Source organism: Aminobacter sp. BA135, from assembly GCF_050859125.1.
GTDB classification, from domain to species: Bacteria; Pseudomonadota; Alphaproteobacteria; order Rhizobiales; family Rhizobiaceae; genus Aminobacter; species Aminobacter ciceronei.
In genome coordinates, this window is sequence record NZ_CP139572.1 from 3,808,168 (window position 1) to 3,830,561 (window position 22,394).

21 protein-coding genes are annotated in these 22,394 nt (G+C 65.2%); 7 read left to right on the forward strand and 14 right to left on the reverse strand.

Annotated features, from left to right (window positions below):
* Positions 1-236: 236 nt before the first annotated feature.
* From SLT36_RS18620 to SLT36_RS18670, 11 genes are all read right to left on the reverse strand, one after another.
* Positions 237-1,058, reverse strand: a complete 822-nt coding sequence (locus SLT36_RS18620; RefSeq protein ID WP_432283874.1) for an aspartate dehydrogenase — start codon at positions 1,056-1,058, stop codon at positions 237-239.
* Complete coding sequence (locus tag SLT36_RS18625) at positions 1,045-1,746, reverse strand: ABC transporter ATP-binding protein (protein ID WP_432283875.1); 702 nt, start codon at positions 1,744-1,746, stop codon at positions 1,045-1,047. The genes SLT36_RS18620 and SLT36_RS18625 overlap by 14 nt, the downstream gene beginning before the upstream one ends.
* The gene (locus SLT36_RS18630) at positions 1,740-2,495 is read right to left on the reverse strand and encodes an ABC transporter ATP-binding protein (RefSeq protein WP_154385548.1); all 756 of its coding nucleotides are present in this window, start codon (positions 2,493-2,495) and stop codon (positions 1,740-1,742) included. The genes SLT36_RS18625 and SLT36_RS18630 overlap by 7 nt, the downstream gene beginning before the upstream one ends.
* Positions 2,492-3,490 carry a branched-chain amino acid ABC transporter permease gene (locus SLT36_RS18635; RefSeq protein WP_432283876.1) on the reverse strand — a complete coding sequence of 333 codons (999 nt, stop codon included), beginning with the start codon at positions 3,488-3,490 and terminating at the stop codon, positions 2,492-2,494. Before SLT36_RS18635 ends, SLT36_RS18630 begins: the two co-directional genes overlap by 4 nt.
* Before the next feature lie 19 nt (positions 3,491-3,509).
* Positions 3,510-4,424, reverse strand: a complete 915-nt coding sequence (locus SLT36_RS18640) for a branched-chain amino acid ABC transporter permease (RefSeq protein ID WP_067962766.1) — start codon at positions 4,422-4,424, stop codon at positions 3,510-3,512.
* Positions 4,425-4,502: 78 nt separating this feature from the next.
* Positions 4,503-5,666: an ABC transporter substrate-binding protein gene (locus tag SLT36_RS18645; RefSeq protein ID WP_432283877.1), complete on the reverse strand. Its 1,164-nt coding sequence runs from the start codon at positions 5,664-5,666 to the stop codon at positions 4,503-4,505.
* Positions 5,667-5,693: 27 nt separating this feature from the next.
* A complete protein-coding gene (locus SLT36_RS18650) occupies positions 5,694-6,668 on the reverse strand; it encodes an MBL fold metallo-hydrolase (protein ID WP_432283878.1) in 975 nt (324 codons plus the stop codon).
* A gap of 13 nt (positions 6,669-6,681) precedes the next feature.
* Positions 6,682-7,851 (reverse strand): ABC transporter substrate-binding protein, encoded by a 1,170-nt coding sequence (locus tag SLT36_RS18655; protein WP_432283879.1) that lies wholly within the window; start codon positions 7,849-7,851, stop codon positions 6,682-6,684.
* Between the two features lie 61 nt (positions 7,852-7,912).
* On the reverse strand, positions 7,913-8,458 hold the full coding sequence (locus SLT36_RS18660) for a 3-hydroxyanthranilate 3,4-dioxygenase (RefSeq protein WP_067962779.1): 546 nt from the start codon (positions 8,456-8,458) through the stop codon (positions 7,913-7,915).
* A 45-nt stretch (positions 8,459-8,503) separates the two neighbouring features.
* Positions 8,504-9,463, reverse strand: coding sequence for a dihydrodipicolinate synthase family protein (locus SLT36_RS18665; RefSeq protein WP_432283880.1), 960 nt, complete (start codon positions 9,461-9,463; stop codon positions 8,504-8,506).
* A gap of 38 nt (positions 9,464-9,501) precedes the next feature.
* Positions 9,502-10,935 carry an NAD-dependent succinate-semialdehyde dehydrogenase gene (locus SLT36_RS18670; RefSeq protein ID WP_432283881.1) on the reverse strand — a complete coding sequence of 478 codons (1,434 nt, stop codon included), beginning with the start codon at positions 10,933-10,935 and terminating at the stop codon, positions 9,502-9,504.
* Positions 10,936-11,121: 186 nt separating this feature from the next.
* Here SLT36_RS18670 and SLT36_RS18675 point away from each other — a divergent pair, with 186 nt between their 5' ends.
* Complete coding sequence (locus SLT36_RS18675) at positions 11,122-12,033, forward strand: LysR family transcriptional regulator (RefSeq protein ID WP_432283882.1); 912 nt, start codon at positions 11,122-11,124, stop codon at positions 12,031-12,033.
* Positions 12,034-12,036: 3 nt separating this feature from the next.
* Here the strand turns inward: SLT36_RS18675 and SLT36_RS18680 are convergent, their stop codons facing one another.
* The 3 genes from SLT36_RS18680 to SLT36_RS18690 are packed head-to-tail and all read right to left on the reverse strand — an operon-like array spanning position 12,037 to position 14,911.
* On the reverse strand, positions 12,037-12,906 hold the full coding sequence (locus tag SLT36_RS18680) for an alpha/beta hydrolase (RefSeq protein WP_432283883.1): 870 nt from the start codon (positions 12,904-12,906) through the stop codon (positions 12,037-12,039).
* Between the two features lie 12 nt (positions 12,907-12,918).
* On the reverse strand, positions 12,919-13,707 hold the full coding sequence (locus SLT36_RS18685) for an alpha/beta fold hydrolase (RefSeq protein ID WP_432283884.1): 789 nt from the start codon (positions 13,705-13,707) through the stop codon (positions 12,919-12,921).
* A gap of 46 nt (positions 13,708-13,753) precedes the next feature.
* On the reverse strand, positions 13,754-14,911 hold the full coding sequence (locus SLT36_RS18690; RefSeq protein WP_432283885.1) for an FAD-dependent oxidoreductase: 1,158 nt from the start codon (positions 14,909-14,911) through the stop codon (positions 13,754-13,756).
* Between the two features lie 226 nt (positions 14,912-15,137).
* Here SLT36_RS18690 and SLT36_RS18695 point away from each other — a divergent pair, with 226 nt between their 5' ends.
* The 6 genes from SLT36_RS18695 to nadC all read left to right on the forward strand — a co-directional run bounded on the left by SLT36_RS18695 (position 15,138) and on the right by nadC (position 22,360).
* A complete protein-coding gene (locus tag SLT36_RS18695; RefSeq protein ID WP_067962799.1) occupies positions 15,138-16,073 on the forward strand; it encodes a LysR family transcriptional regulator in 936 nt (311 codons plus the stop codon).
* 297 nt (positions 16,074-16,370) lie between these two features.
* A complete protein-coding gene (locus tag SLT36_RS18700) occupies positions 16,371-17,543 on the forward strand; it encodes an ABC transporter substrate-binding protein (RefSeq protein ID WP_432283886.1) in 1,173 nt (390 codons plus the stop codon).
* A gap of 426 nt (positions 17,544-17,969) precedes the next feature.
* The gene (locus tag SLT36_RS18705) at positions 17,970-18,914 is read left to right on the forward strand and encodes an NUDIX hydrolase (RefSeq protein ID WP_432283887.1); all 945 of its coding nucleotides are present in this window, start codon (positions 17,970-17,972) and stop codon (positions 18,912-18,914) included.
* Positions 18,915-18,996: 82 nt separating this feature from the next.
* Positions 18,997-19,971 carry a quinolinate synthase NadA gene (gene nadA, locus SLT36_RS18710; protein WP_432283888.1) on the forward strand — a complete coding sequence of 325 codons (975 nt, stop codon included), beginning with the start codon at positions 18,997-18,999 and terminating at the stop codon, positions 19,969-19,971.
* Positions 19,968-21,506: an L-aspartate oxidase gene (locus SLT36_RS18715; RefSeq protein WP_432283889.1), complete on the forward strand. Its 1,539-nt coding sequence runs from the start codon at positions 19,968-19,970 to the stop codon at positions 21,504-21,506. Before nadA ends, SLT36_RS18715 begins: the two co-directional genes overlap by 4 nt.
* A gap of 2 nt (positions 21,507-21,508) precedes the next feature.
* Positions 21,509-22,360 carry a carboxylating nicotinate-nucleotide diphosphorylase gene (gene nadC / locus SLT36_RS18720; RefSeq protein ID WP_432283890.1) on the forward strand — a complete coding sequence of 284 codons (852 nt, stop codon included), beginning with the start codon at positions 21,509-21,511 and terminating at the stop codon, positions 22,358-22,360.
* Positions 22,361-22,394 lie beyond the last annotated feature (34 nt).

A 22,394-nucleotide genomic window follows, 5' to 3' on the forward strand; every position in this document is an offset into this window, starting at 1 on the left:
TAAAAGGTCCATGCCGGGCCGAGCCCCGAAAAATAGAATCTTCATAAAGAAACAAAGCTCGGAGCCGCGCTCGGGTCGGAACTGGCCATCCGACGAAAGCCCAAGGGATGCTTCTCAATATCCGCATATGGCGTATTGCTGTGGCAAGCCTGGCCGCAAGAGCAACAACGTCGCATCTCTCGCGCAGCGATTGTCGTTTGGTCGGGCTGTGTGTCGTCCAGGACGATAGGGACCGCTCAGCGCACCAACGGCGCAACCGCGTTTTCGATCAGGCGCACAAGGCTGAGCGCGGTCATCTCGGAGGACTTCGGATTGGTCCTCAGCGGCTCGTTCTCCAGTCTCAGATCGAGCTTACCGAAGGCGCCGGCGGCACTGATCTCGTGGATGTTGCGCGCAGCCGAGGGATCGGCGACCAGCACGACACGCGTGCGGTCCAGGCCGATGCCCGACAGGGCCGAGATGACGGCGACGTTTGCATTCTGCGGAAATGCCTCCGCAGCCTGTCGCGCCGTGCCGGCGAAGAACTCGGTGCGCCTTGCCAGCCTGTCCAGGTCGATCATCTCGGCGGCCCGCGTGCCCTTCCAGGCAAGTGGCGGCTTGACGATCGTGTGCCGGACCTCGTCCAGCGGCAGCATCGAGGCGGCGGCGAGCGCACCAAGGTCGCCGAGCGCGCCCGAGGGCACGACGATGCGGCTGCCCGTTTCCTCGGCGACAGCCAGGAGAAGGCCCAGCAGCGCGTCGTCGGTGAATGCGCTTGCCGAGGACACGACGAAACTTGCCGCATGGCGCAAGGCCGCCTCGCCCCAGATGGCGACCGCCGGGCGGCCGGCCACTTCGATGACCATGTCGACGTCGAGCCCGGCGAGCTCGTCCGGCCCGCCGATCAGGCGCGCGCCCAGCGGCAGCGCGGTGCGCTGGCGCTGGGGATCGCGCACGGCAACCGCCACGATCTCCACGCCCGCCGGCTGCCGCTCGGCGAGCAGCTCGCCCACCCGCGACGCAATCGCCCCCCAACCGACGAAGCAGAGCCGCAACCGGCGAGACTCAGAGACCGACATAGCTCTGCACCAGCTCGGCATTGTTGGTCAGGTCCTCGCCGGTGCCGGACCAGACGGTGCGGCCCTTTTCGAGGATATAGTGGCGGTCGGCCAGGCGCTTCAGCACGTTGAGGTTCTTGTCGATCAACAGGATCGACTGCCCCTCGCCTTTCAGCGCCTCGATGCAGGCCCAGATCTCGGCGCGGATGACGGGCGCCAGGCCCTCGGTCGCCTCGTCGAGGATGAGCAGCTTCGGATTGGTCATCAACGCGCGGCCGACGACGAGCATCTGCTGCTCGCCGCCGGACAGCGTGCCTGCAGCCTGCCCGGCGCGCTCCTTCAGCCTTGGAAACAGCGCATAGACGCGCTCCAGTGTCCACGGGTCCCTGCGACCGAGGCGGTTGGCGGCGGTGGCAACGAGGTTTTCACGGACCGTCAGTGTCGAGAAGGTCTGCCGCCCCTCGGGCACCAGGCCGACGCCGAGCCGGGCGACCGTCTCGGGCGTGGCGCCGCAGACGTCGCGACCGGTGAATCGCACTTCGCCCGACAGCGGCTTGAGCAGCCCCATGATCGACTTGACGGTGGTGGTCTTGCCCATGCCGTTGCGGCCGAGCAGCGTCACCACCTCGCCATCGCCGATCTCGAGCGCGACGTCGAAAAGCACCTGGCTGCGGCCATAGGCCGACTGCAGTCCGGCGACGCTCAGCATAACTCGTCTCCCTCGCCCAGATAGGCTGTGCGTACCTCGGGATTGTCCCTGATTTCGTCGACGGTGCCGGTGGCGATGATGCGGCCATAGACCAGCACCGAGATGCGGTCGGCCAGCGCGAACACCGCCTCCATGTCATGCTCGACGAGCAGCATCGAGACCTGGCTCCTGAGACCGCGCAGCATCTCGATCATCTGCTGGCTCTCGACATGGCCAAGGCCTGCCATCGGCTCGTCGAGCAGCAACAGGCGCGGCTTTGTGGCCAGCGCAACGGCAAGCTCGAGCTGCTTTTGCTCGCCATGCGACAGGTTGGCGACCAGTTCGCCGGCCCGGTCGCCAAGACCGGCAGCATCGAGGAAGCCGCGGGCGCTTTCACCGAGCTGGTGCTCGTGGCGGACGTTGCCCCAGAAGCGGAAGCTGTGGCCCTGCCGCACCTGGACGGCAATGGCGACATTGTCGAGCACGGTGTAGTCGGGCAGCAGGCAGGTGATCTGGAAGGTGCGCGCCAGGCCCATCGACACGCGCCTGGCAGTCGGCAGCGTGGTGATCGGCACGCCGTCGAGCTCGATCGTGCCCTCGTTCTGCCTGAGCTCGCCCATCAACTGCGAGATCAGCGTCGTCTTGCCGGCGCCATTGGGGCCGATCAGGGCGTGGATCTCGCCCGGCTTGACGGTCAGGTCGACGTGATCGGTGGCAAGCAGGCCGCCGAAACGCTTGACCATGCCCTGGACGTTGAGGACCGGAGTCATGCGCGCCTCCCGAAAAGCCTGTTGCCCAGCAGCCTCTTGCCGAGCTCTTGGACGCCGCCCTGGGTGTAGAGCACGACGAACAACAGGATCAGGCCGAGGCCAAGCTGCCAGTTCTCCGTCCATGAGGCGAGGATCGATTCGAGCACGATGAACACGGCAGCGCCGAGCAGCGGGCCGAACAGCGTGCCGACGCCGCCGAGGATGACCATCACCATCAGTTCGCCCGACTTGGTCCAGTGGATCATGTCGGGGCTGGCATAACGCAGGAAATTGGCCATCAGCGCGCCGGCCAGGCCGCAGCCCATACCCGAGATGACGAAGGCCATCAGCTTGTAGCGGTAGGCCGGCAGGCCGATCGCAGCCATGCGCTTTTCACTCTGGCGCAGGCCGACGATGACATTGCCGAAGCGCGAATTGACGATGCGCCACAGGACGAAGAAGAACACCACTGTGATCGCCAGGCAGACATAATAGACGGTCTGCTTGTCGCGCATGTTGAGGCCCGGCAGTTCGTTGGCCCGGCGGATGATCAGGCCGTCGTCGCCGCCATAGGTTTTCAGCGAGACGAACAGGAAGAACAGCATCTGGGCGAAGGCAAGCGTGATCATGATGAACTGCACGCCGCCGGTGCGCAGAGAAAGTGCGCCGATGAGCGCTGCCATCAGGCCTGATATCACCAGCGCGACCGGAATGGTGATCAACAGCTGGTTGGTGCCCGGGATGAAGCCGAACAGCGGCTCGCCCAGCGAATAATGCTGGTAGAGGATGCCGACGACATAGCCGCCGATGCCGAAGAACGCGGCGTGGCCGAAGCTGACCATGCCGCCATAGCCGAGCACGAAATTGAGGCTGGCGGCGGCAATGCCGTAGATCAGCACGCGGGTTGCGAGCGACGTCAGCGCGGCATAGCCGGTTGCGTCGGCGACCGCGGGCAGTGCGATCAGCGCGATCAGCACGCCGGCGAGCAAGGCGGGTCGCTTTAGTGTCTTTTCCATGGGCATGTCGGCGCCTGGTTCAGGAATTTCGGATGAACAGGCCCTTCGGCCTGATGAGGAGGACGATCGCCATCAAGAGATAGATGCCCATCGACGAGATGCCGGCGCCGAGCGCATCGGCTTCCGGTCCGACCATCACCTGGCGCAAAAGGCCCGGCAGATAGGCGCGCAGGCCGGTGTCGACGACGCCGAGGATGAGGCTGGCGAAAAAAGCGCCGCGGATCGAGCCGACACCGCCGATGACGACGACGACGAAGGTGGTGATCAGGATCTGCTCACCCATGCCGACCTGGACGGCGAGGATCGGACCGGCCATGAAGCCGGCGAGACCGGCCAGGAGCGCGCCAAGGCCGAAGACCAGCGTGTAGAGCAGACGGATGTCGACGCCGAGCGCGCGCACCATCTCGCGATTGGTCGAGCCGGCGCGGACCAGCATGCCGATGCGGGTCTTGTTGATCAGCAGATAGAGCCCGAGCGCCACCAGCAGGCCGACGGCGATGATCGCCAGGCGATAGACCGGATAGACCAGCCCGGGCAGAAGCTCGACCGACCCGCCGAGCATTTCGGGCATCGACACGAACAGCGGCTGGCGCCCGAACAGGATGGTGATGGTCTGGTTGAAGATCAGGATCAGGCCGAAGGTCGCCAGCACCTGGTCGAGATGGTCGCGCTGGTAAAGCCTGCGCACGACGAGGAATTCGATCGCGGCACCGGTGACGGCTGCGGCCGCAAGCGCTGCCGGAATGCCGAGCCAGAATGAGCCGGTCTCTGCGGCCGCCCATGTGCCGGCATAGGCGCCGATCATGTAGATCGAGCCATGCGCCAGATTGATGACGCCCATGATGCCGAAGATCAGCGTCAGGCCGGCTGCCAGCAGGAAAAGCATGACGCCGAATTGCACGCCATTCAGCATTTGTTCGAGGAAGAGCGTCATCGCCTGTCGCTTCGATTGGAAAAACGGGGAAACTGGCGGACGGCACCGCTGCCGCCCACCGTCGCGAGCCGATAGAGGTTACATCTTGCACTCGGCAGCGTAGGCGTCGCCATGGTCCTTGAGGACCTCGCCGACGGTCTTCAGCATCGGCTTGCCGTCGTCGCCCTTCTCGACCTTCAGCGCGTACCAGTTCTGCACCGGATGCTGGTTGGGGCCGAAGGCGAACTTGCCGCGCACGGATTCGAAGTCGGCCTTGCGCAGGGCGTCGCGGAAGGCGTCGGCATCGTCGAGGCTGCCGCCGGTGGCCTTCAGCGCCGAGGCGTAAGCCAGGGCCGCATCGTAGCCTTGCGAGGCGTAATAGGTGACGGGACGGTTGTAGGCCTTGTTCCAGGCATCCATGAACTTCTTGTTGGCGGCGTTGTCGAAGTCCGAGTTCCAGTGGCTGGTCACGTTGAGGCCGATGGCGGCATCGCCGACCGCTGCGAGCGTGACGCCATCCATCGACGGCTCGGCCACGACCATCGGGATCTCCTTCATCAGGCCCGACTGCTCGTACTGGCGCAGGAAGGTGATGCCGAGGCCGCCGGGGTGGAACTGGAACACCACGTCCGGCTTGGCGGCGCGGACCTGGGCAAGTTCAGCGGCGAAATCGGTCTGGTCGAGGCGGGTGTAGATTTCGCCTGCGATCTCGCCCTTGAAGTAGCGCTTGAAGCCGGCGATGGCATCCTTGCCGGCCTGGTAGTTAGGGGCCAGCACGAAGGCCTTCTTGTAGCCGAGATTGGTGGCGTTCTGGCCGGCGCTCTCATGCAGGCTGTCGTTCTGCCAGGAGACGACGAAATAGTTCGGGTTGCACTCCTTGCCGGCCATGTTCGACGGCGCGGCGTTGGGGCTGACATAAAAGGCGTCGTTGTCGACGATGTCGGGAACGGTGGCGCCGGCGACATTGGAGAAGACGATGCCGGTGAACAGCTTGATGCCTTGCTCGCCCATGAAGCGCTCGGCGATCTGCTTGCCCTGGCCGGGCTTCAGGCCGTCATCCTCGACAACCAGCTCGACCGGCACGCCACCAAGCTTGCCCTCCTCCAGCGCCAGCATGAAGCCGTCGCGGATGTCCTGGCCGAGATAACCGGCAGGGCCTGACAGCGTGGTGATCATGCCGATCTTGACGGGATCGGCAGCCATTGCCGGAAACGTCGCAAAGGCTGCGATCGATGCGGCAAGAAGTGTTGTCCTCACATTCATCCTCAGTTCTCCTCTGATCGGCGCATTTCAGCGCGCATTGTTGATTGCCAGGTCGGTCGCAAGCCGGTCGGTTGCCTCGATGTCGAGAGGCACGAACCGGAACGAAGCCGCCTCTGCCTTGAGCCGGCCGAAGACAGGGGCGGGAAAGTGGTAGGGCGCAAGCACGGTCGCGTTGGCGGCGGCCTCAGTGAGCAGGCCGATCCGCGTCGTCCGCGCCTCGACCGGATCCTCGCAGAAGTTGCAGACGATGCCGTCGTCGCCGAGCTGCAACGGATGATGCACGGCGTCGGCCAGGAACAGCACCTCGCACTCTTCAGTGTCGAGCGCGACCACCACCATGCCGGGCGAATGTCCCGGCGCCGGCTTCAGCCGCAGGCCTGCCGCCACCTCGGCGTCCGAAGCCACCGCCTCGAAGCCGACCGACCGGATGATGGGCAACACGCTATCCGCGAAGGCACCATGCAGCGTATTGCCGTCGACCGAGGCCTCATGGACCTTGGTCCAGTGGGTTAGTTCGGTTTCAGCGACGACATAGCGCGCATTGGGAAAGGTCGGCCGCCAGGTTTCGCCTTCCCGCCTCGTGTTCCAGCCGACATGGTCGGCGTGCAGATGCGTGTTGATGACGATGTCGACCCGCTCGGGCGAAATGCCGAGCGCAGACAAGGTCTGGAGGAACTGGGTTTCGCGGCGATGCCAGGCCGGCCGGTGCGGCCGCTCCTTGCCATCGCCGATGCCGCCGTCGATCAGCGCGACATAGTCAGACGTCTCGATGACGTAGCAGTTGAAGCTGAGCGCCACCGTCTCACCCGCGGGATCGACAGTGCCTGCGGGCGAGCGCCTGGCAGCGGCTTCCAGATCCTCGCGGGAAAGCCCCGCAAAGATCGCCTTTGCCGGCCAGGCGACATTGGCCATGTCGGGAATGCAGGTCACCGTGACTGGACCAGCGTGAAGCTGTTCCAGTTCGATGCCGAGTTCACTTATGCGCTGACGCGTGACCTTCATGCCGTATGCCGCCTCAAAGGTCGCATTCGCCGGCGAACGGATCGCCATGCGCGCTCAGCAGCTTCTTGCGGGTCTTGAGAGTCATCTCGCCGGCGGCGTCCTTGACCACCTGCATGGCGTACCAGTCCTGAACCGGATGCTGGTTCTTGCCGAAGCTGAAGCTGCCGCGCGTAGTCTTGAACTCGGTCTTGAGCAGCGCCGCACGGAAGGCCTCGATGTCCTCGACATCGCCTTCCGTCTGCTTGAGCGCCGAGGCGATGGCGAGCGCCGTATCATAGCCCTGCGCCGCATACATGGTCGGCGTGCGCTTGTAGGTGTCTGCGAACTTGGCGACGAACTCGCGATTGGTCTCGTTGTCCAAGTCGGTGTTCCATGAACCCGATACGTTCAAACCTGCAGCCGCCTCGCCCACGGCCTTGAGGATGGCGTGGTCCATCGACGGCTCGGCAATGACCATGGGCACGGCACCGAGCAAACCCGACTGCTGGTATTGACGCAGGAAGGCGATACCCAGGCCGCCAGGCTGGAACTGGAACACAACGTCCGGATTAGCCGCCTTGATCTGCGCCATCTCGGCGGCAAAGTCAGTCTGGTCGAGACGCGTATAGATCTCACCCGAAATCTCGCCCTTGAAGTAGCGCTTGAAGCCAGCGATGGCGTCCTTGCCGGCCTGATAGTTGGGTGCCAGCACGAAGGCCTTGGTGTAGCCGAGATCGGTGGCATTCTGGCCTGCACTGCCCTGCATCGTGTCGGTCAGCCACGAGAGAACGAAGTAGTTGGGGTGGCATCCCCTGCCGGCGAATTCGGACGGGCCCGCATTGGGGCTGACGAAGATCGCATCAGCGTCCACGATCTCGGGTACCGTCGCACCAGCCACGTTCGAGAAGACGATGCCGGTGAACAGCTTCACGCCCTCGTCGTTCAGAAACTTGTCGGCGATCTGCCGGCCATTGCCTGGCTTGAGGCCGTCGTCCTCCACAAGCACGGTGACTGGCACACCACCAAGCTTGCCGCCTTCCATGTCGATCGCCAGCTGAAAACCGTCGCGCACGTCCTGGCCGAGATAGCCAGCCGGTCCGGAAAGGGTCGTGATCATACCGATCTTGACCGGGTCTTGTGCAAGTGCCCCCGGGGCAAAAAGCGACGCAGCCGCGAAGGCCATGAGCGAAGACTTCAGTTTCATGCCTGGATCCTGAGCTGGAGCGGCCCACTCCTGGGCGAACCGTTGTGACAATGCGATCGGATTAGAGCTTCACCCAGCCTTCCGGCGGGGTCTTGCCCGGATGCAGCGCGCCGCATTGCGGGCAGGTGCGCGCCTTCTCGTCGGCGTAGAACGCCTGATAGATCGGCGGCAGGTCGCGGACGATGCTCTTCAGCGTGACCTCGACGCGCTTGACCAGCCCGTTGCACTCGAAGCAGTACCATTCGAAGGCGTCGAGCAGGCCGTCATTGCGCTTGGGCTCGACGACCAGGCCGATGGAGCCTTCCTGCGGACGCTGCGGTGAGTGGCGCACATGCGGCGGCAGCAGGAAAATCTCGCCCTCGCGGATCGGCACGTCGTAGAAATTGCCGTTGTCCACCACCTTGAGCATCATGTCGCCCTTGAGCTGGTAGAAGAACTCCTCGACCGGATCGTCGTGATAGTCGGTTCGCTTGTTGGGGCCGCCGACGACAGTCACCATCAGGTCGGCGTCTTCCCAGATCTGCTGGTTGCCGACCGGCGGCTTGAGCAGGTGGGCGTGCTCGTCGATCCACTTCGAGAAGCTGAAGGCCGAAAGGCGTCTGGTCATTGTCGTTCCTCCTTTGGGTCGGCGCGCGAGCGTCGGATTGATCGGTCAGGCTGAAGTCTTCAGCCCACATGCCTCGAAGGCGGCGCGGGTGGCGCGCTTTTCGTCCTCGGTCAGTTCGAGCAGCGGCGGGCGCACGCGTCCACCTGCCTGCCCCAGAAGCTCCTGCCAGTACTTCTGGTGCGAATGCGGCTTTTCGGCCGGGCGCGTGTTCTTGAGCGCCGAACGCACCGGATCGAGGCTGGCGCTGATGCGGCGTGCTTCCTCGGCTTTGCCTGACAAGGCAAGGTCGGTGTATTCGCGCATGCGCTTGTCGTGCTTGGTCTGGATCAGATAAGGCGGCGATGAGCAGAGATAGAGCTGCCAGTTGAGCTCGAGGATGTTGTCCAGCCACTCCTCCTCTGAGGCGGTGCTGACGAGGATGCGGTCGCCGGCAAGCCGGGTCAGTTCGGAATACATCGGCCGCGGCACCGAATACTTTATGGCGACCACGTTCTCGATGTCGGCGAGCTTGTTGCACAGTTCGGGGCTCATCAGATAGCCGCTGTCCGGATGGCTCCAGAGGGCTATGCCGATGTCCACCTTGTCGGCGATGGTGCGATAGTAGTTGAGCAGCGTCTCGTCCTGCTCCTTGAAGAAATGCAGGATCGGCGCGTGCACGACGATGTAGTCGGCGCCGCATTTCTGGGCGTGCTTGGCGAGGTCGATGACGACGTCCATGTTCTGGTCGGAGCAGGACATGATGGTCTGGGCGCGGCCGGCGCAGGCATCGACGGCGAGGTCGAAGCAACGCTTGCGCTCGTCGAGCGACATCGAGAAGAACTCGCCCTGCTTGCCGGCAATGAAGAAGCCGTCAATGCCGAGGTCGCCGATCCAGTGATCGACATTGCTGCGGAAACCGTCCTCGTCGATGGAGAGGTCATCCTTGAACGGCATCAGCGCGGCGGCCCAGATGCCCTTCATCGTCGCCCTCGAATGGGCCTTGGCGGTCTTCTTGTCGTATTTCATCGGATTGCGAACCTTTACGAGGCGATTGCAGGCTTCGGCTAGATTGCCATGCGGTGCGAGACGTTCTTGGCCACCATGTAGTGCAGGATGCCCTCGACACCGCCTTCGCGACCGAAACCGCTTTCCTTGACGCCGCCGAACGGCGTCTCGGCGACCGAGGCCTCCAGCGTGTTGATCGAGACGTTGCCGGCTTCCAGGTCGTCGGTGATCTGGTCGACATTGGCGGCCGAGTTGGTGAAGGCATAAGCGGCGAGGCCGAAAGGCACGCCATTGGCCTTCTCTATCGCCTCTTCGAGCGAGGAGACGGGATTGATCACCGCCAGCGGGCCGAACGGCTCCTCGCGCATGACGCGGGCATCGCCGGGCAGATCGGCGAGTACCGTCGGCGGATAGAAATAACCGCTGTTGCGCGGCCGCTCGCCGCCGAGCAGAAGCTTGGCGCCCTTCGAGACGGCGTCGGCGACCAGCATTTCCATCGCCTCGACGCGGCGATGGTTGGCCACCGGGCCCATTTCGACACCCTCTTCCAGTCCGTTGCCGACCTTGACGGCGCGGGCGCGCTCGATGAAGGCCTCGGTAAAGGGCTTGTAGACGCTCTCATGGACGAAGAAACGCGTCGGCGAGGTGCAGACCTGGCCGGAATTGCGCACCTTTCGGATGGCCGAGGCAATGCCGGCCTTCACCGGATCGGCGTCGTCGCAGACGATGACAGGGGCGTGGCCGCCGAGCTCCATCAGCGTCGGCTTGACATAACGGGACGCAAGGCCGGTCAGCGTCCTGCCGACGGCGGTCGAGCCGGTGAAGGCGATCAGGCGCACCTGCTCCTGCGGGATGAGATATTCGGAAATCTGCGCCGGAATGCCGAAGACGAGGTTGAGCACGCCGGCCGGCAGGCCAGCATCATGGAAGGCGCGTGCGATGTGCAGGCAGCCTGCCGGGGTCTCCTCGGCGGCCTTGATGATGATCGAGCAGCCGGCGGCCAGGGCGCCGGCGATCTTGCGCGCCGGCTGGCTCATCGGGAAATTCCATGGCGAGAACGCCGCCACCGTGCCGATCGGCTGGTGATGGACGATGTAGCGGATGCCCGGTTCGCTCGGGATAACGCGACCATAGGTGCGCTGCGCTTCGCCGGCATCCCATTCGAAGAACTCGGCGCCGCGAATGACTTCGAGGCGCGCCTGCTGGAACGGCTTGCCGTGCTCGCGGGTGATGTCGGTGGCAACCTCGTCGATGCGCTCGCGCAGAAGTGCAGCCGCCTTGCGCAGCACCTCGGCACGGCGGGCGGGCGAGGTCTTGCGCCAGACGGCAAAACCGCGCTCGGCGGCTTCGAGCGCAGCGTCGAGATCTCCGGTGGATGCGACGGGAACAGCGCCGATCACGCTCTCGTCAGCCGGGTTGATGACAGGCAGCGTTTCCGCCGTCCGCCGCCAGGCGCCGCCGATGTAAAGCTGGAGATCGGGGTAGTTGGACATCGGGCGCCTCGGCTTCGCAATTGGCATCAATTCGACGGTTCCGGGCAGCGGCCCGTGCGTCTTGGTGCCAACATCGACGGAAACCATTATATCGACAAGATGGATTTATCTGATAAATTAAGACTGTTTTCTGTATAAGTTTGCGACGCGAGAGGCCGGCCGCCGGAGCCGTGCGCGGAGACATCAGTGAAGATCACCATCAAGCAGATCCAGCAGTTCCTGGCGGTCGCCGAGCTCGGCAGCTTTTCACGCGCCTCGAAGCGGCTGGGCACGGCGCAGCCGGCGCTGTCGCAGGCAATCCGCGATCTCGAGGCGGAACTGTCGGTGCGCCTGTTCGACCGCACCACCCGTCGGGTCGAGCTGACCGATGCCGGCCGCGAGTTCCAGAACTCGGCAACCAAGGTGATCGAGGAACTGGAGCATGCGGTGGAAGGCGTGCACATGCTGGCCGAACGCCGGCGCGGACGTCTGCGCGTCGCCGCGCCGCCGCTGCTCGCCTCCGTGGTGCTGCCGCAGGCGATCGCCGAGTTCCAGAAGAGTTATCCCGGCATCTCGGTGCAACTTGCCGACGTCGGCACCGAGCAGATCGTCGACAGCGTGCGCAGCGGCCAGGCCGATTGCGGCCTCGGCACCTTTTCGCCGGCCGAGGACGGCATAGAAAGGCTGTCTTTGGTGCGTGACAGCCTGATGCTGTTCTGCGACCACCGCAGTCCGTTCTATGGCGCGGAGACGGTCAGATGGGCGGCCCTGGCGGACCAGCCGCTGATCACGCTGACGCGCGACAGCGGCATCCGGCTCTTGGTGGAGGTCGGCTTCGAAATGGCGCAGATGCCGTTCAAGCCGGCCTTCGAGGTGACGCAGGTGACGACGGCCATCGCGCTTGTCGAGGCCGGCCTCGGCATCGCCGTTCTGCCCACCTATGCGCTGGCGGCGGCGCGGTTCAGGAAGGTCGCCGGCAAGCCCTTGGCCGAGCCGACCATCTCGCGCGAGGTGTCGCTGATCCACGCCACCGGGCGCTCGGTCTCGCCTGCCGTTTCGGCCTTTGCCAGTGTCGTGCGACGCTACGCGCAGCAATTGACGCCGCGCGACACCAGCTAAGGCTCAGCCCTTGATCAGGCGGAGCAAGGCCTGCGACAGGACCGTGTCCTCCGAGGCAAGGTCGAGCAGCACATCGAAATGATTGCGGCCAGGGACTTCCATCAGCTCGGAGGCAAAACCAGCCTCGCGCCACATCTGGTGGTATGCGGTCGATTGCCGCCGGAAGCCGTCGGGCTCGCCATCGGCATAGGCAACAATGATCGGGCAGCCGACCCTGGGCAGGTTGGCGGCGGGGCTCAGCCGCTTCACCGCCGCGTCGTCCAGCTTGATCCAGTCCTGCACGAAGGATCTCGAGATCGGCGCGAGCTGGAACAGGCCGCTGATCGGCAGCGCTCCCTTGATGACGTTCTCCGGCACACCTGCCTCGTCATGCCAGCCGCCCGAGAGCACAGCTCCGGTCAGGTGCCCGCCGGCCGAGCTGCCGCCGACATGGATGCGCGCGGGATCGATGCCGAACGCACGGCCGTTCTTCCACAGGAAGCTGATCGCCGCCCTGACCTCGCGCACGATCTCGTCGAGCGACGCCTCCGGTGCCAGCCGGTAGTCGACCACGGCGGTGGCGATGCCGTTCTTCGCCAGCATATCAGCCATGAAGGCGGAATCGTGCTTGGAGAGCATGCGCCAGTAGCCGCCATGGATGAACACGAACACCGGCCGCGCCTCGCCTGAGGTGCCGTAGATGTCGATCGTCTGGCCGCTCTCTTCGTCATAGACGACATCGAGATGCGCGGCATGGTCCCGCATCTTCTCGGAACGGCTTCGGTAGTCACGCATTGCCGCCTCGAAGACCTCGGGCGTCACGGACGCCCGCGCGCCATAGTCGCGGTCGAGGACGTCACGCGGCCAGTTGGCTTCTTCGGCAAGCACGCTCATGCACAGCTCCTGTCAGGCGACGAAGGCACGGATGGTGTCGGCCACCACCTTGGGCTGCTCGAGCGTCGGGAAGTGCGTTTTCCCGGGCAGCTTGTTGGGCTTGTACCAGTCGTTGCCGGCGGCGAAATCGAGCTGCGCCTCAGAATATTCCGGCTCGAAGGGCTGCGAATAGATGTGGGTGATCGGGCGCTTTTGCTTCAATGCTGCCATGCGCTGCATCGGGTTGCCCCATTTGCGGTAGGCCTTGCCGATCTCGCGGCCGGATCGCGCCCACATTTCGAAGCTGTATTTGGCCATCTCGTTGTTGACGTGATTGACGATGTCCTGGTTCTCGGTGTCGCCGATCCAGTAGTTGAAGAAATCGCCGCGGCCGTTTTCCCAGTTGGTGCGATCCTGGATGTGGTCGATCATACGGAAGAAGTCTTCGTTCGGCGTGGTCTGGATCCAGTCGATGACGACGGTACGCGGGATGCGCGCCACATCAAGACGATCGGTCACCTCGATGTTGGCCCAGCCGCCATGCGAGGTCGACACCGGCACCAGCCTGTCGATGTTCATCTTGTCGAGGAAGGCAACGACATCGGACGCCTGGTCGTCGACGGTGAAGTCGCCGTCATGCTCGCGATGCTCGCCATGGCCACGCCAGTCCAGGCGGATGACGCGATGGGTCCTGGCAAGCTCAGGCGCCAGCGTCTTGAACAGGCGGTGGTCCTGGCACCAGCCCGACAGCAACAAGAGCACCTCGCCCTCGCCTGCCTCGTCGTAGGACAGCGTGTTGGCGCCGATCTGGATGGATTTCATCTGAAGTCTCCGAAGTCTGGGGCGCACAGCACCCGATGTTTGCTGGTCAGGCGAGCGGCTCGGTGGCGGTCGGCTGATAACGCGCCGTCTTCATGCGCTCGGCGCCGAGCTCGCGGCTCTTGCCGGTGATCTTCATCACCTCGGAGCGCAATTCGTCGGGCCAGAAATTCATGTCGCCGAGCCGCTCGGCGGTGTCTTGCGTATGTTCGGTGATCGGGCGTTCGCGCTGTTCCCAGGCAGCCAGCGCCTGCTCGATGTCGGGCGCATCGGCCACGGCGGCGGCAAGCCCAAGGCCGTTCATCAGGGCGCAACCGCCGCCCTGGCCGAGATATGGCGGCATGGCATGCGCTGCGTCACCCAGGATCGCCGTGCGGCCCTTGCTCCACTTCTTGAGCTTGACCACCTCGAAGGCGTCCCAGCGGCCGGCATCGCCGAAGCGCGAGACCAGATGGGCGAGATGCGGGAAGGATTGGGTCCACAACGCGCGGTCGGCCGGAACCTTGAGCGCTGCCGCATCGTCGGCGGCGCAGCACAGCGCGACATAGAGATCGGTGGCGCTGGCCGGCGTGTAGAGGATGCGGCGGGTGCCGGTGAAATATTCGATGTAGCGGTCGCGGTCCTCTGCCGGCACGTCGGCGTCGTCGCGGCCAATCAGCATGCGGATGGCGCCATAGCCGAGATGCTTGCGGTACATCATCAGGTCGAGCGAGTCGCGCAGCTTCGAGTTGATGCCGTCGGCGCCGACGACGAGGTCGGCCTTGCGCCTGGAACCGTCGGCGAGCAGCAATTCGCCCTCCGGCGTCGCGCCGACCGCTTCCGAACTGGTCAGTATCTCGACGCCACTGCGGCGGCAGGTATCGACCAGTGAATTGATGAGCTGCTCGCGCAGGATGGTGATCAGCCTGGCGTCGCCCTGGCCGTTGATGGGGATTTCCTCCATCGTCGTGTTGTCATGGTCACGGGTGTGGAACTGCGGGCCGACATGGGCGCCGACGACGGCCTGGTCATAAGCGCCGATGGCCTTCAACACGCGCAGGCCGTTGCTCCAGATGTAGATGCCGGCGCCGAAGGTGCGCAGGTTCGGCGCGCGCTCGTGCACCGTCACCGACCAGCCGCGCTGGGCGAGTGCGGCGGCCGTGGTGAGCCCGCCAATTCCAGCGCCTGCGATCTCCGCATGGCGCCTGGTTCCGGTTTTGTCGGTCATGTCTGGATTGTCCTCCCCGTGCGACAGATCCTGCCGACGTCTGGGGCCTGGCCGCAATGGGGCGCCTCAGGCCGAAAATGCCTCCGCGCGCTGGCAACGCCTTGCGCCGCCAACGCCTCCTCCAGCCAAGTTTCCAGCGATTGGACATTCAGACAAGTGAATTCTCTGGAAATTCCTATGAGGATTTGGAATATCAATCTGACATAACGACTTGAAAGAGGCTCCGATGAAACTCGTCACCAGCCGTCTCACCATCCGCCATTTGCGCATGGTCGTGGCGATCGTCGAAGAGGGCAATCTGGTGCGCGCCGCCAAGCGGCTGAACATGACGCAGTCGGCGGTGACCAAGGCGCTGCAGGAAATCGAGGCGCTGACCAAGGCGAGGCTGTTCGACCGCACCAATCGCGGTGTCGTGCCGACGATGTTCGGCGACACGCTGGCCGAGCACGCGCGCCTCGTCATCACCCAGCTGGCGCATGCCGAAGAGCATCTCGCCGACCTGCGCGACGGCACCGGCGGCCGCGTCGCCATCGGCACCTTGCTGTCGGCCTCGGCCGAATTGCTGCCGACGGCCATCGCCCGGCTGCGCAAGGAGCGGCCCAAGCTGGTGGTCAAGATCGTCGAGGGCACCAACGACGTGCTGATCCCGGCCTTGCGCGCCGGCGAGCTCGACATGGTGGTCGGGCGCCTGTCCGAGCAGCGCGACCGGCTGAATGTCGTGCAGGAGACGCTGATGGACGACATTGCCTGTGTCGTCGCGCGCCGCGGCCATCCGCTGGCCGAGCGCAGCGCGCTCAGCCTCGCCGACCTGATCGGCTGGGAGTGGATCCTGCCGCCGCAGGAAACCAGCCTGCGCCGCCAGATCGACATCGCCTTTCGCGAGGAAGGCCTCGAGCCGCCGTCGCATGCGGTGGATTCCGTTTCGCTTCTGACCAATCGGGCGCTTTTGATCGATGCCGACTATCTCGGCGTGTTCCCCGCCCAGGTGGCGCGCCGCGAGGCCGCCGCCGGCGCCATCGTCATCCTGCCGGTGACCTTGCGCGCCACGGCCATGCCGATGGGCATCACCACCCGGACCAATGCCCGGCTGTCGCCGGCGGCCGAAGTGCTGGTGGAGACGCTGCGCCGCACCGCCGCCGACCTGGCGCGCCATGACGTATAAGTAATCGCAACACGATTGATATTCCCAGACGTCATGACTGGATGACGAGTTTTCCATTTACCGGAATGCTGGTTGGGCCAAGCTTGGGCGATTGGACAACACTGCGGAGGAGCAGCTGTTGCCTGCGGTTTCTGCCCGACGACGACCAGCGAGCTGATGCTCCGGCCACGGGCAGCGTCCGCCTGCCCTGCTGCCCCTCCCTTTGAAGCGCCCACTGCTGCGGCCAGCACACTCCGCGATCGAGAGCTGCGGAGGCTTGTCCAGGGGTGGGGAATTTTGGGGAAGAGGAATAATCTGATGCATTTCAAGGGAATCTTGTCGGCCGCCGTCCTGGCATTGTCGGTCAGTGCGGCCTATGCCGAGGACCCGCTCAAGATCGGCATGATCACGACGCTTTCGGGTCCCGCCGGCTATCTCGGCCAGGACATCCGCGACGGCTTCCAGCTCGCCATCGATGCCAACAAGGGCCAGCTCGGCGGCAAAGCGGTCGAACTGGTGGTCGAGGACGACAGCCTGAAGCCGGGCAATGCCAAGCAGATCGCCGACAAGATGCTGTCCGAGCAGGGCATCAAGCTGTTCACCGGCATGGTGTTCGCCAACGTCGCCTTCGCCGCCCTGCCCGACATTCTCGACAGCGACGCGATCTATGTCAGCGCCAACACCGCATCGGCCACCTTCGCCGGCAAGGAATGCCACCCGAACTATTTCGTCAGCTCGTGGCAGGACGACAGCCAGGGCGAAAGCGCCGGCGCCCTTGCCCAATCGCTCGGTTACAAGAAGGCCTTCCTGATCGCGCCGAACTACCAGGCCGGCAAGGAAACGATGGGCGCCTTCAAGCGCTTCTACAAGGGCGAGGTCGTCGGCGAGACCTACACCGGCCTCGACCAGACCGACTTCGCCGCCGAGATGGCGCAGATCCGCGCCGCCAAGCCCGACGTCGTCTATGAGTTCGAGCCGGGCGGCCTCGGCATCGCCTTCATGCGCCAGTACCAGCAGGCCGGCCTGCTCAAGGACATCCCGATGGTCGTCCATCCGGCGTCCCTCGACCAGGTCATCGTCGGTGCCGTCGGCGACGCTGCCCTCGGCGTCAAGGTCACCAGCCACTGGAACGACGACTTCGACAATACTGTGAACAAGGACTTCGTCGCGGCCTGGAAGGCCAAGTTCGGCGACCGTCCGATCACCTACTACGCCGCCCAGGGCTATGACGCGGCACTTCTGATCGGCACCGGCCTGGAAAAGTCTGATGTCGATGACCTGCCGGCCTTCCGCAAGGCGCTGCTGACGTCTGAAATCCCGTCGGTCCGCGGTTCGTTCAAGTTCGGCCCCAACCAGCACCCGGTGCAGGACTGGTATTCGCTCAAGGCGGAAAAGGGCGCTGACGGCAAAATGGTGCTCAAGACCGAGGCCAAGGTGCTGACGGCGCACAGCGACAGCTATGCTGCCGACTGCAAGATGCCGACGGACTGATCGACAAAGGAGACACGCGTCCCGGGCGGGTGGTCCCGGGACGCGCACTCGCCCAGGATGCGCGACGGGGCCTGCAGCCCCGGCAGCAGTGCCCAGGCTCTTCGATGAGCGACTGGCTTCAGGCAGTTGTAGCGTGGCTGCCGACGTAGAAGACCTCTCGGTCAAGCAAAGCGATGTCCTTGGTATCGATGCTGCTTTCGGGGCTGTTCAGCATTTCCCCACACACGCGTCAGCTTCTTGTCAGCCCGGCGAGACAGCTTTACCCATCGTCACGCGGTAATCCCCTTCGGCATGTGGATTTTCTTGGCTTTGCAGGCCAATAACCATCAAACACTTGATGTGCTGAAGGTCGGCGGCGGGCGATTGGGTGTTGACCTTTGGTCCATCTGGCTTTCCGATTGCAGCCGGAAATCGACGAAGGGCAAGATGCTGAAGACATCAGGGGCAGACAAGGATGGTGCAGCGGAGCGTCGCGCGATCAGCGCGGATCTGATTGCGGTGCTTGTCGCTGCACCCAACGGAAACCCTGTCGTGCTCACCGTCAAGGAAGGCACCACCCTGCCCTCCGGCCCGTTCGCGCTTGGTCACCGTTCGCTGCAATCAGGTCTGCGCGATTGGGTGGAGCAGCAGACCGGCCACCCGCTTGGATACATCGAGCAGCTCTACACCTTCGCCGACCGCGACCGCAGCATCGAGGAAGCCACCCGTCGGGTGATTTCGATCAGCTATCTCGGCCTGACGCGCGAAGAGCCCTCGCACCGCACGCCGCCGGGCAGCTGGCGCAACTGGTACGAATTCTTCCCCTGGGAGGACCATCGTACGGGCGCGCCCGAAATTATCGACGACATCATCGTGCCGCGCCTGCGTCAGTGGGCTGATGCTGCCGAGCAACAGGACAAGCGGCAGAACCGGCTGCGCCGCGCCGCCGGCGCCTTCGGCTTCGACGACCGTCACTGGAACGAAGAGCTGGTGCTGCAGCGCTACGAGCTGCTTTTCGAGGCGGGACTGGTCGAAGAGGCGGTGCGCGCGAAAGGCGACACGAATGCCCCTGCCGTGCCGGGCCGGACCATGACCGGCGACCACAGGCGAATCCTGGCCACCGGCATCGGCCGCCTGCGGACCAAGATCAAATATCGCCCTGTCGTGTTCGAACTGATGCCGCCGGCCTTCACCCTGCTGCAATTGCAGCGCGCGGTCGAAGCTCTGGCCGGCGTGACCGTGCACAAGCAGAATTTCCGCCGTCTCATCGAGCAGCAGGACCTCGTCGAGGAAACCGGCGAAATGAGCGCTGACACCGGCGGACGCCCGGCGAAACTGTTCCGCTTCCGCCACGCCGTGCTCGACGAACGTCTGGTCGCCGGCACGAAATAGCCAATTCGCGGCTTGACAGAGCTTATGCTCATGCTAAGCATATGCCCCAATTATACTCAGTTCGAGCATAATAGGAGCAACGATGTCTGGCATGACCCCTTCCGCCGCCTCGCTCTATGACCGCGTCCAGCGCGTCATTCCCGCCATCGAGTGGCCGATCTTTTCCGATGACATCGACGCCATCCTGCGCCTCAAACGCGAGCGCAACGCCGTCATCCTGGCGCACAACTACCAGACACCGGAAATTTTCCATTGTGTCGCCGACATCGTCGGCGACAGCCTGGCGCTTGCGCGCAAGACGATGGAGGTCGAGGCCGACGTCATCGTGCTCGCCGGCGTGCATTTCATGGCCGAGACCGCCAAGCTGCTGAACCCGTCCAAGACGGTGCTGATCCCCGACATGGGCGCCGGCTGCTCACTGGCCGATTCGATCACGCCCGAGGACATCCGCCTGCTGCGCCAGCGTTATCCCGGCGTGCCAGTCGTCACCTATGTCAACACGTCAGCCGCGGTGAAGGCGGAATCGGACATCTGCTGCACTTCGGGCAATGCCAAGGCGGTGGTGGAATCGCTCGGCGTACCGCGCGTGCTGATGCTGCCCGACGAATATCTGGCGCAGAACATCGCCGCCCAGACCGACGTCGAGATCATTGCCTGGAAAGGCCATTGCGAGGTGCATGAGCGCTTCACGCCCGAAGACATCCGCGAGATGCGCGCCGCCCATCCCGGCGTCACCGTGCTGGCCCACCCGGAATGCCCGCCCGAGGTCGTTGCCGAAGCCGATTTCGCCGGCTCGACGGCCGCGATGTCCGACTATGTCGGCCGCGAGAAGCCGGCCCGCGTCGTCCTGGTGACGGAATGCTCGATGAGCGACAACGTCGCCGTCGACCATCCCGACGTCGAGTTCATCCGGCCGTGCAATCTGTGCCCGCACATGAAGCTGATCACGCTCGGCAATATCCGCTCCGCCCTCGAACGCAACCAACACGCCGTGACCATCGACCCGGCCGTCGCCGAGCGCGCGCGCCTCGCCGTCGAACGGATGCTCGCGGTATGACCGACGTCGCACGCCTGGCCGGCCGTCCCGTCATCGTCGGCGGCGGGCTCGCCGGCCTGATGACGGCGCTCGAGCTGGCGCCGGAGCCGGTCGTGCTGCTCTCCGCCGCGCCACTGGGCAGCGACGCCTCGAGCGCGATCGCGCAAGGCGGGCTCGCCGCGGCGATGGGCGACGACGACTCGTCGGAACTGCATCTCGCCGACACGCTGGCTGCCGGCGACGGCCTGTGCGACGAGGCAATCGTCCGCAGCATCGTCGAGGCGGCACCACGGGCCATCGAGAAGCTCGCGGCGCTGGGCGTCGCCTTCGACCGCGATGCCGGCGGCACCCTGCAGCTCGGTCTCGAAGCCGCCCATGCGCGCAGGCGCATCGTGCACGCGGCAGGGGCGGCGACCGGACGCGAACTGATGCGCGCGCTTGTGGCCGCTGTCCGCAACACCGCGTCGATATCAGTCGTCGAAGGCTTCGCGGCGCGCCGGCTGCTCGTCGAAAACGGTGTCATCGCAGGCGTTCTCGCCGCCGGCGGCACCGGCAGCATGGCGCTTGCCACCGGCCGCGTCGTGCTCGCCACGGGCGGGGTCGGCGCATTGTTTCGCGACACGACGAACCCGCTCGGCTGCTTCGGCCAGGGCCTGGCGCTCGCAGCGCGCGCAGGCGCAGCATTTGCCGACCTCGAATTCGTCCAGTTCCACCCGACAGCGCTCGACGGCGTGCTGCGGCCGATGCGGCTGATCAGCGAGGCGGTGCGCGGCGAAGGCGCTGTACTGGTCGACGAAACCGGACGACGCTTCCTCGCCGAGCTGCCGGGCGCCGAGCTTGCCACGCGCGATGCGGTTGCGCGCGGCGTCCATCGCCATCTCGCCCGCGGCCACCGGGTGTTTCTCGACGCCCGGGCCTGCCTCGGCGCAGGTTTTGCCGACCGCTTTCCGACGATTGCGGGCTACTGCAACGACGCCGGGATCGACCCCGCGCGCGAGCCGATCCCGGTGCGTCCCGCCGCGCATTATCACATGGGCGGCGTGGCGGTGGATCGCGGAGGCCGCAGCACCGTGCCTGGCCTGTGGGCCTGCGGCGAGGTCGCCTCATCCGGGCTGCATGGCGCCAACCGGCTGGCCAGCAACTCGCTGACCGAAGCCGTCGTCATGGCCGGCTGGGTGGCACGCAGCGTCGCTGCCTCCGCCGATACGCACCATGTGGCAAACGCCTTGCCGCCGGTGCCTGTACGCCCCGATCCGGCTTTTGCATGCGACATCGTCTCGTCCTCGCTGGGCGTCTTGCGCGACGGCGAAAGCCTGCGCGAGGCAGTTGCGGCACTGCTGCCGATTGCCAGCGGCAATTCGCCGGCAGCCGATCCCGCCGCCGTGGCGCTGATGATGGCCGTCTCGGCGCTCGGCCGCGAGGAAAGCCGTGGCGCCCATAGCCGCAGCGACTTCCCCCTGCGCAGCGCCGCGGCGCGCCGATCGCGCATCACGCTCGACGCGGCACAGCAGGCCGCGGCCTCGCTCGATTTCTTGCCCATTGCCCGGAGCGCCTGACGATGCACCTCACACCCCTGCCCCGGATCATGCTCGAGCCGCTGGTGCGCGCCGCTCTGCTGGAAGACCTCGGCCGCGCCGGCGACATCACCACAGATGCCATCGTGCCGGCCGAGCACCGGGCGTCAGTCGTGCTCGCCTCGCGCCAGCAGGGCGTCGTGGCTGGTCTCGACCTGGCAGCGCTTGCCTTCAGCCTGATCGAGCCCGCAATCGAGATGACGGTCGAGAAACCCGACGGCAGCCGCCTGGTTCCGGGCGACGTCATCGCCACACTCAGCGGGCCTGCGCGTGGCTTGCTGACCGGCGAACGCGTGGCGCTGAACTTCCTGTCCCATCTCAGCGGCATCGCCACCGCCACGGCAGGCATCGTCGATGCGGTTGCCGGCCACAGAGCGCGCATCGTCTGCACCCGGAAAACCACGCCCGGCCTGCGCGCACTGGAGAAATACGCCGTGCGCTGCGGCGGCGGCTCCAACCATCGCTTCGGCCTCGACGACGCGGTGCTGATCAAGGACAATCACATCGCCATTTCGGGCGGTGTTCGCCCGGCCATCGAGCGCGCCCGGGCCAATGTCGGCCATCTGGTGAAGATCGAGGTCGAGGTCGACACGCTGGAACAGCTGGACGACGTGCTGAAACTCGGTGTCGACGCCGTCCTGCTCGACAACATGTCCCCTGATACCTTGACCACGGCCGTCAAAATGGTCGCCGGACGGGCGATCACCGAAGCCTCGGGCCGGGTCAACCTCGCCACCGCCCCCGCCATCGCCGCCAGCGGTGTCGACCTGATTTCCGTCGGTTGGCTGACCCACAGCGCACCGATCCTCGATATAGGACTGGACACGGCCCCCTGACCGGGGCAAAGGTCCCGCCCCGGATGGGGATGGC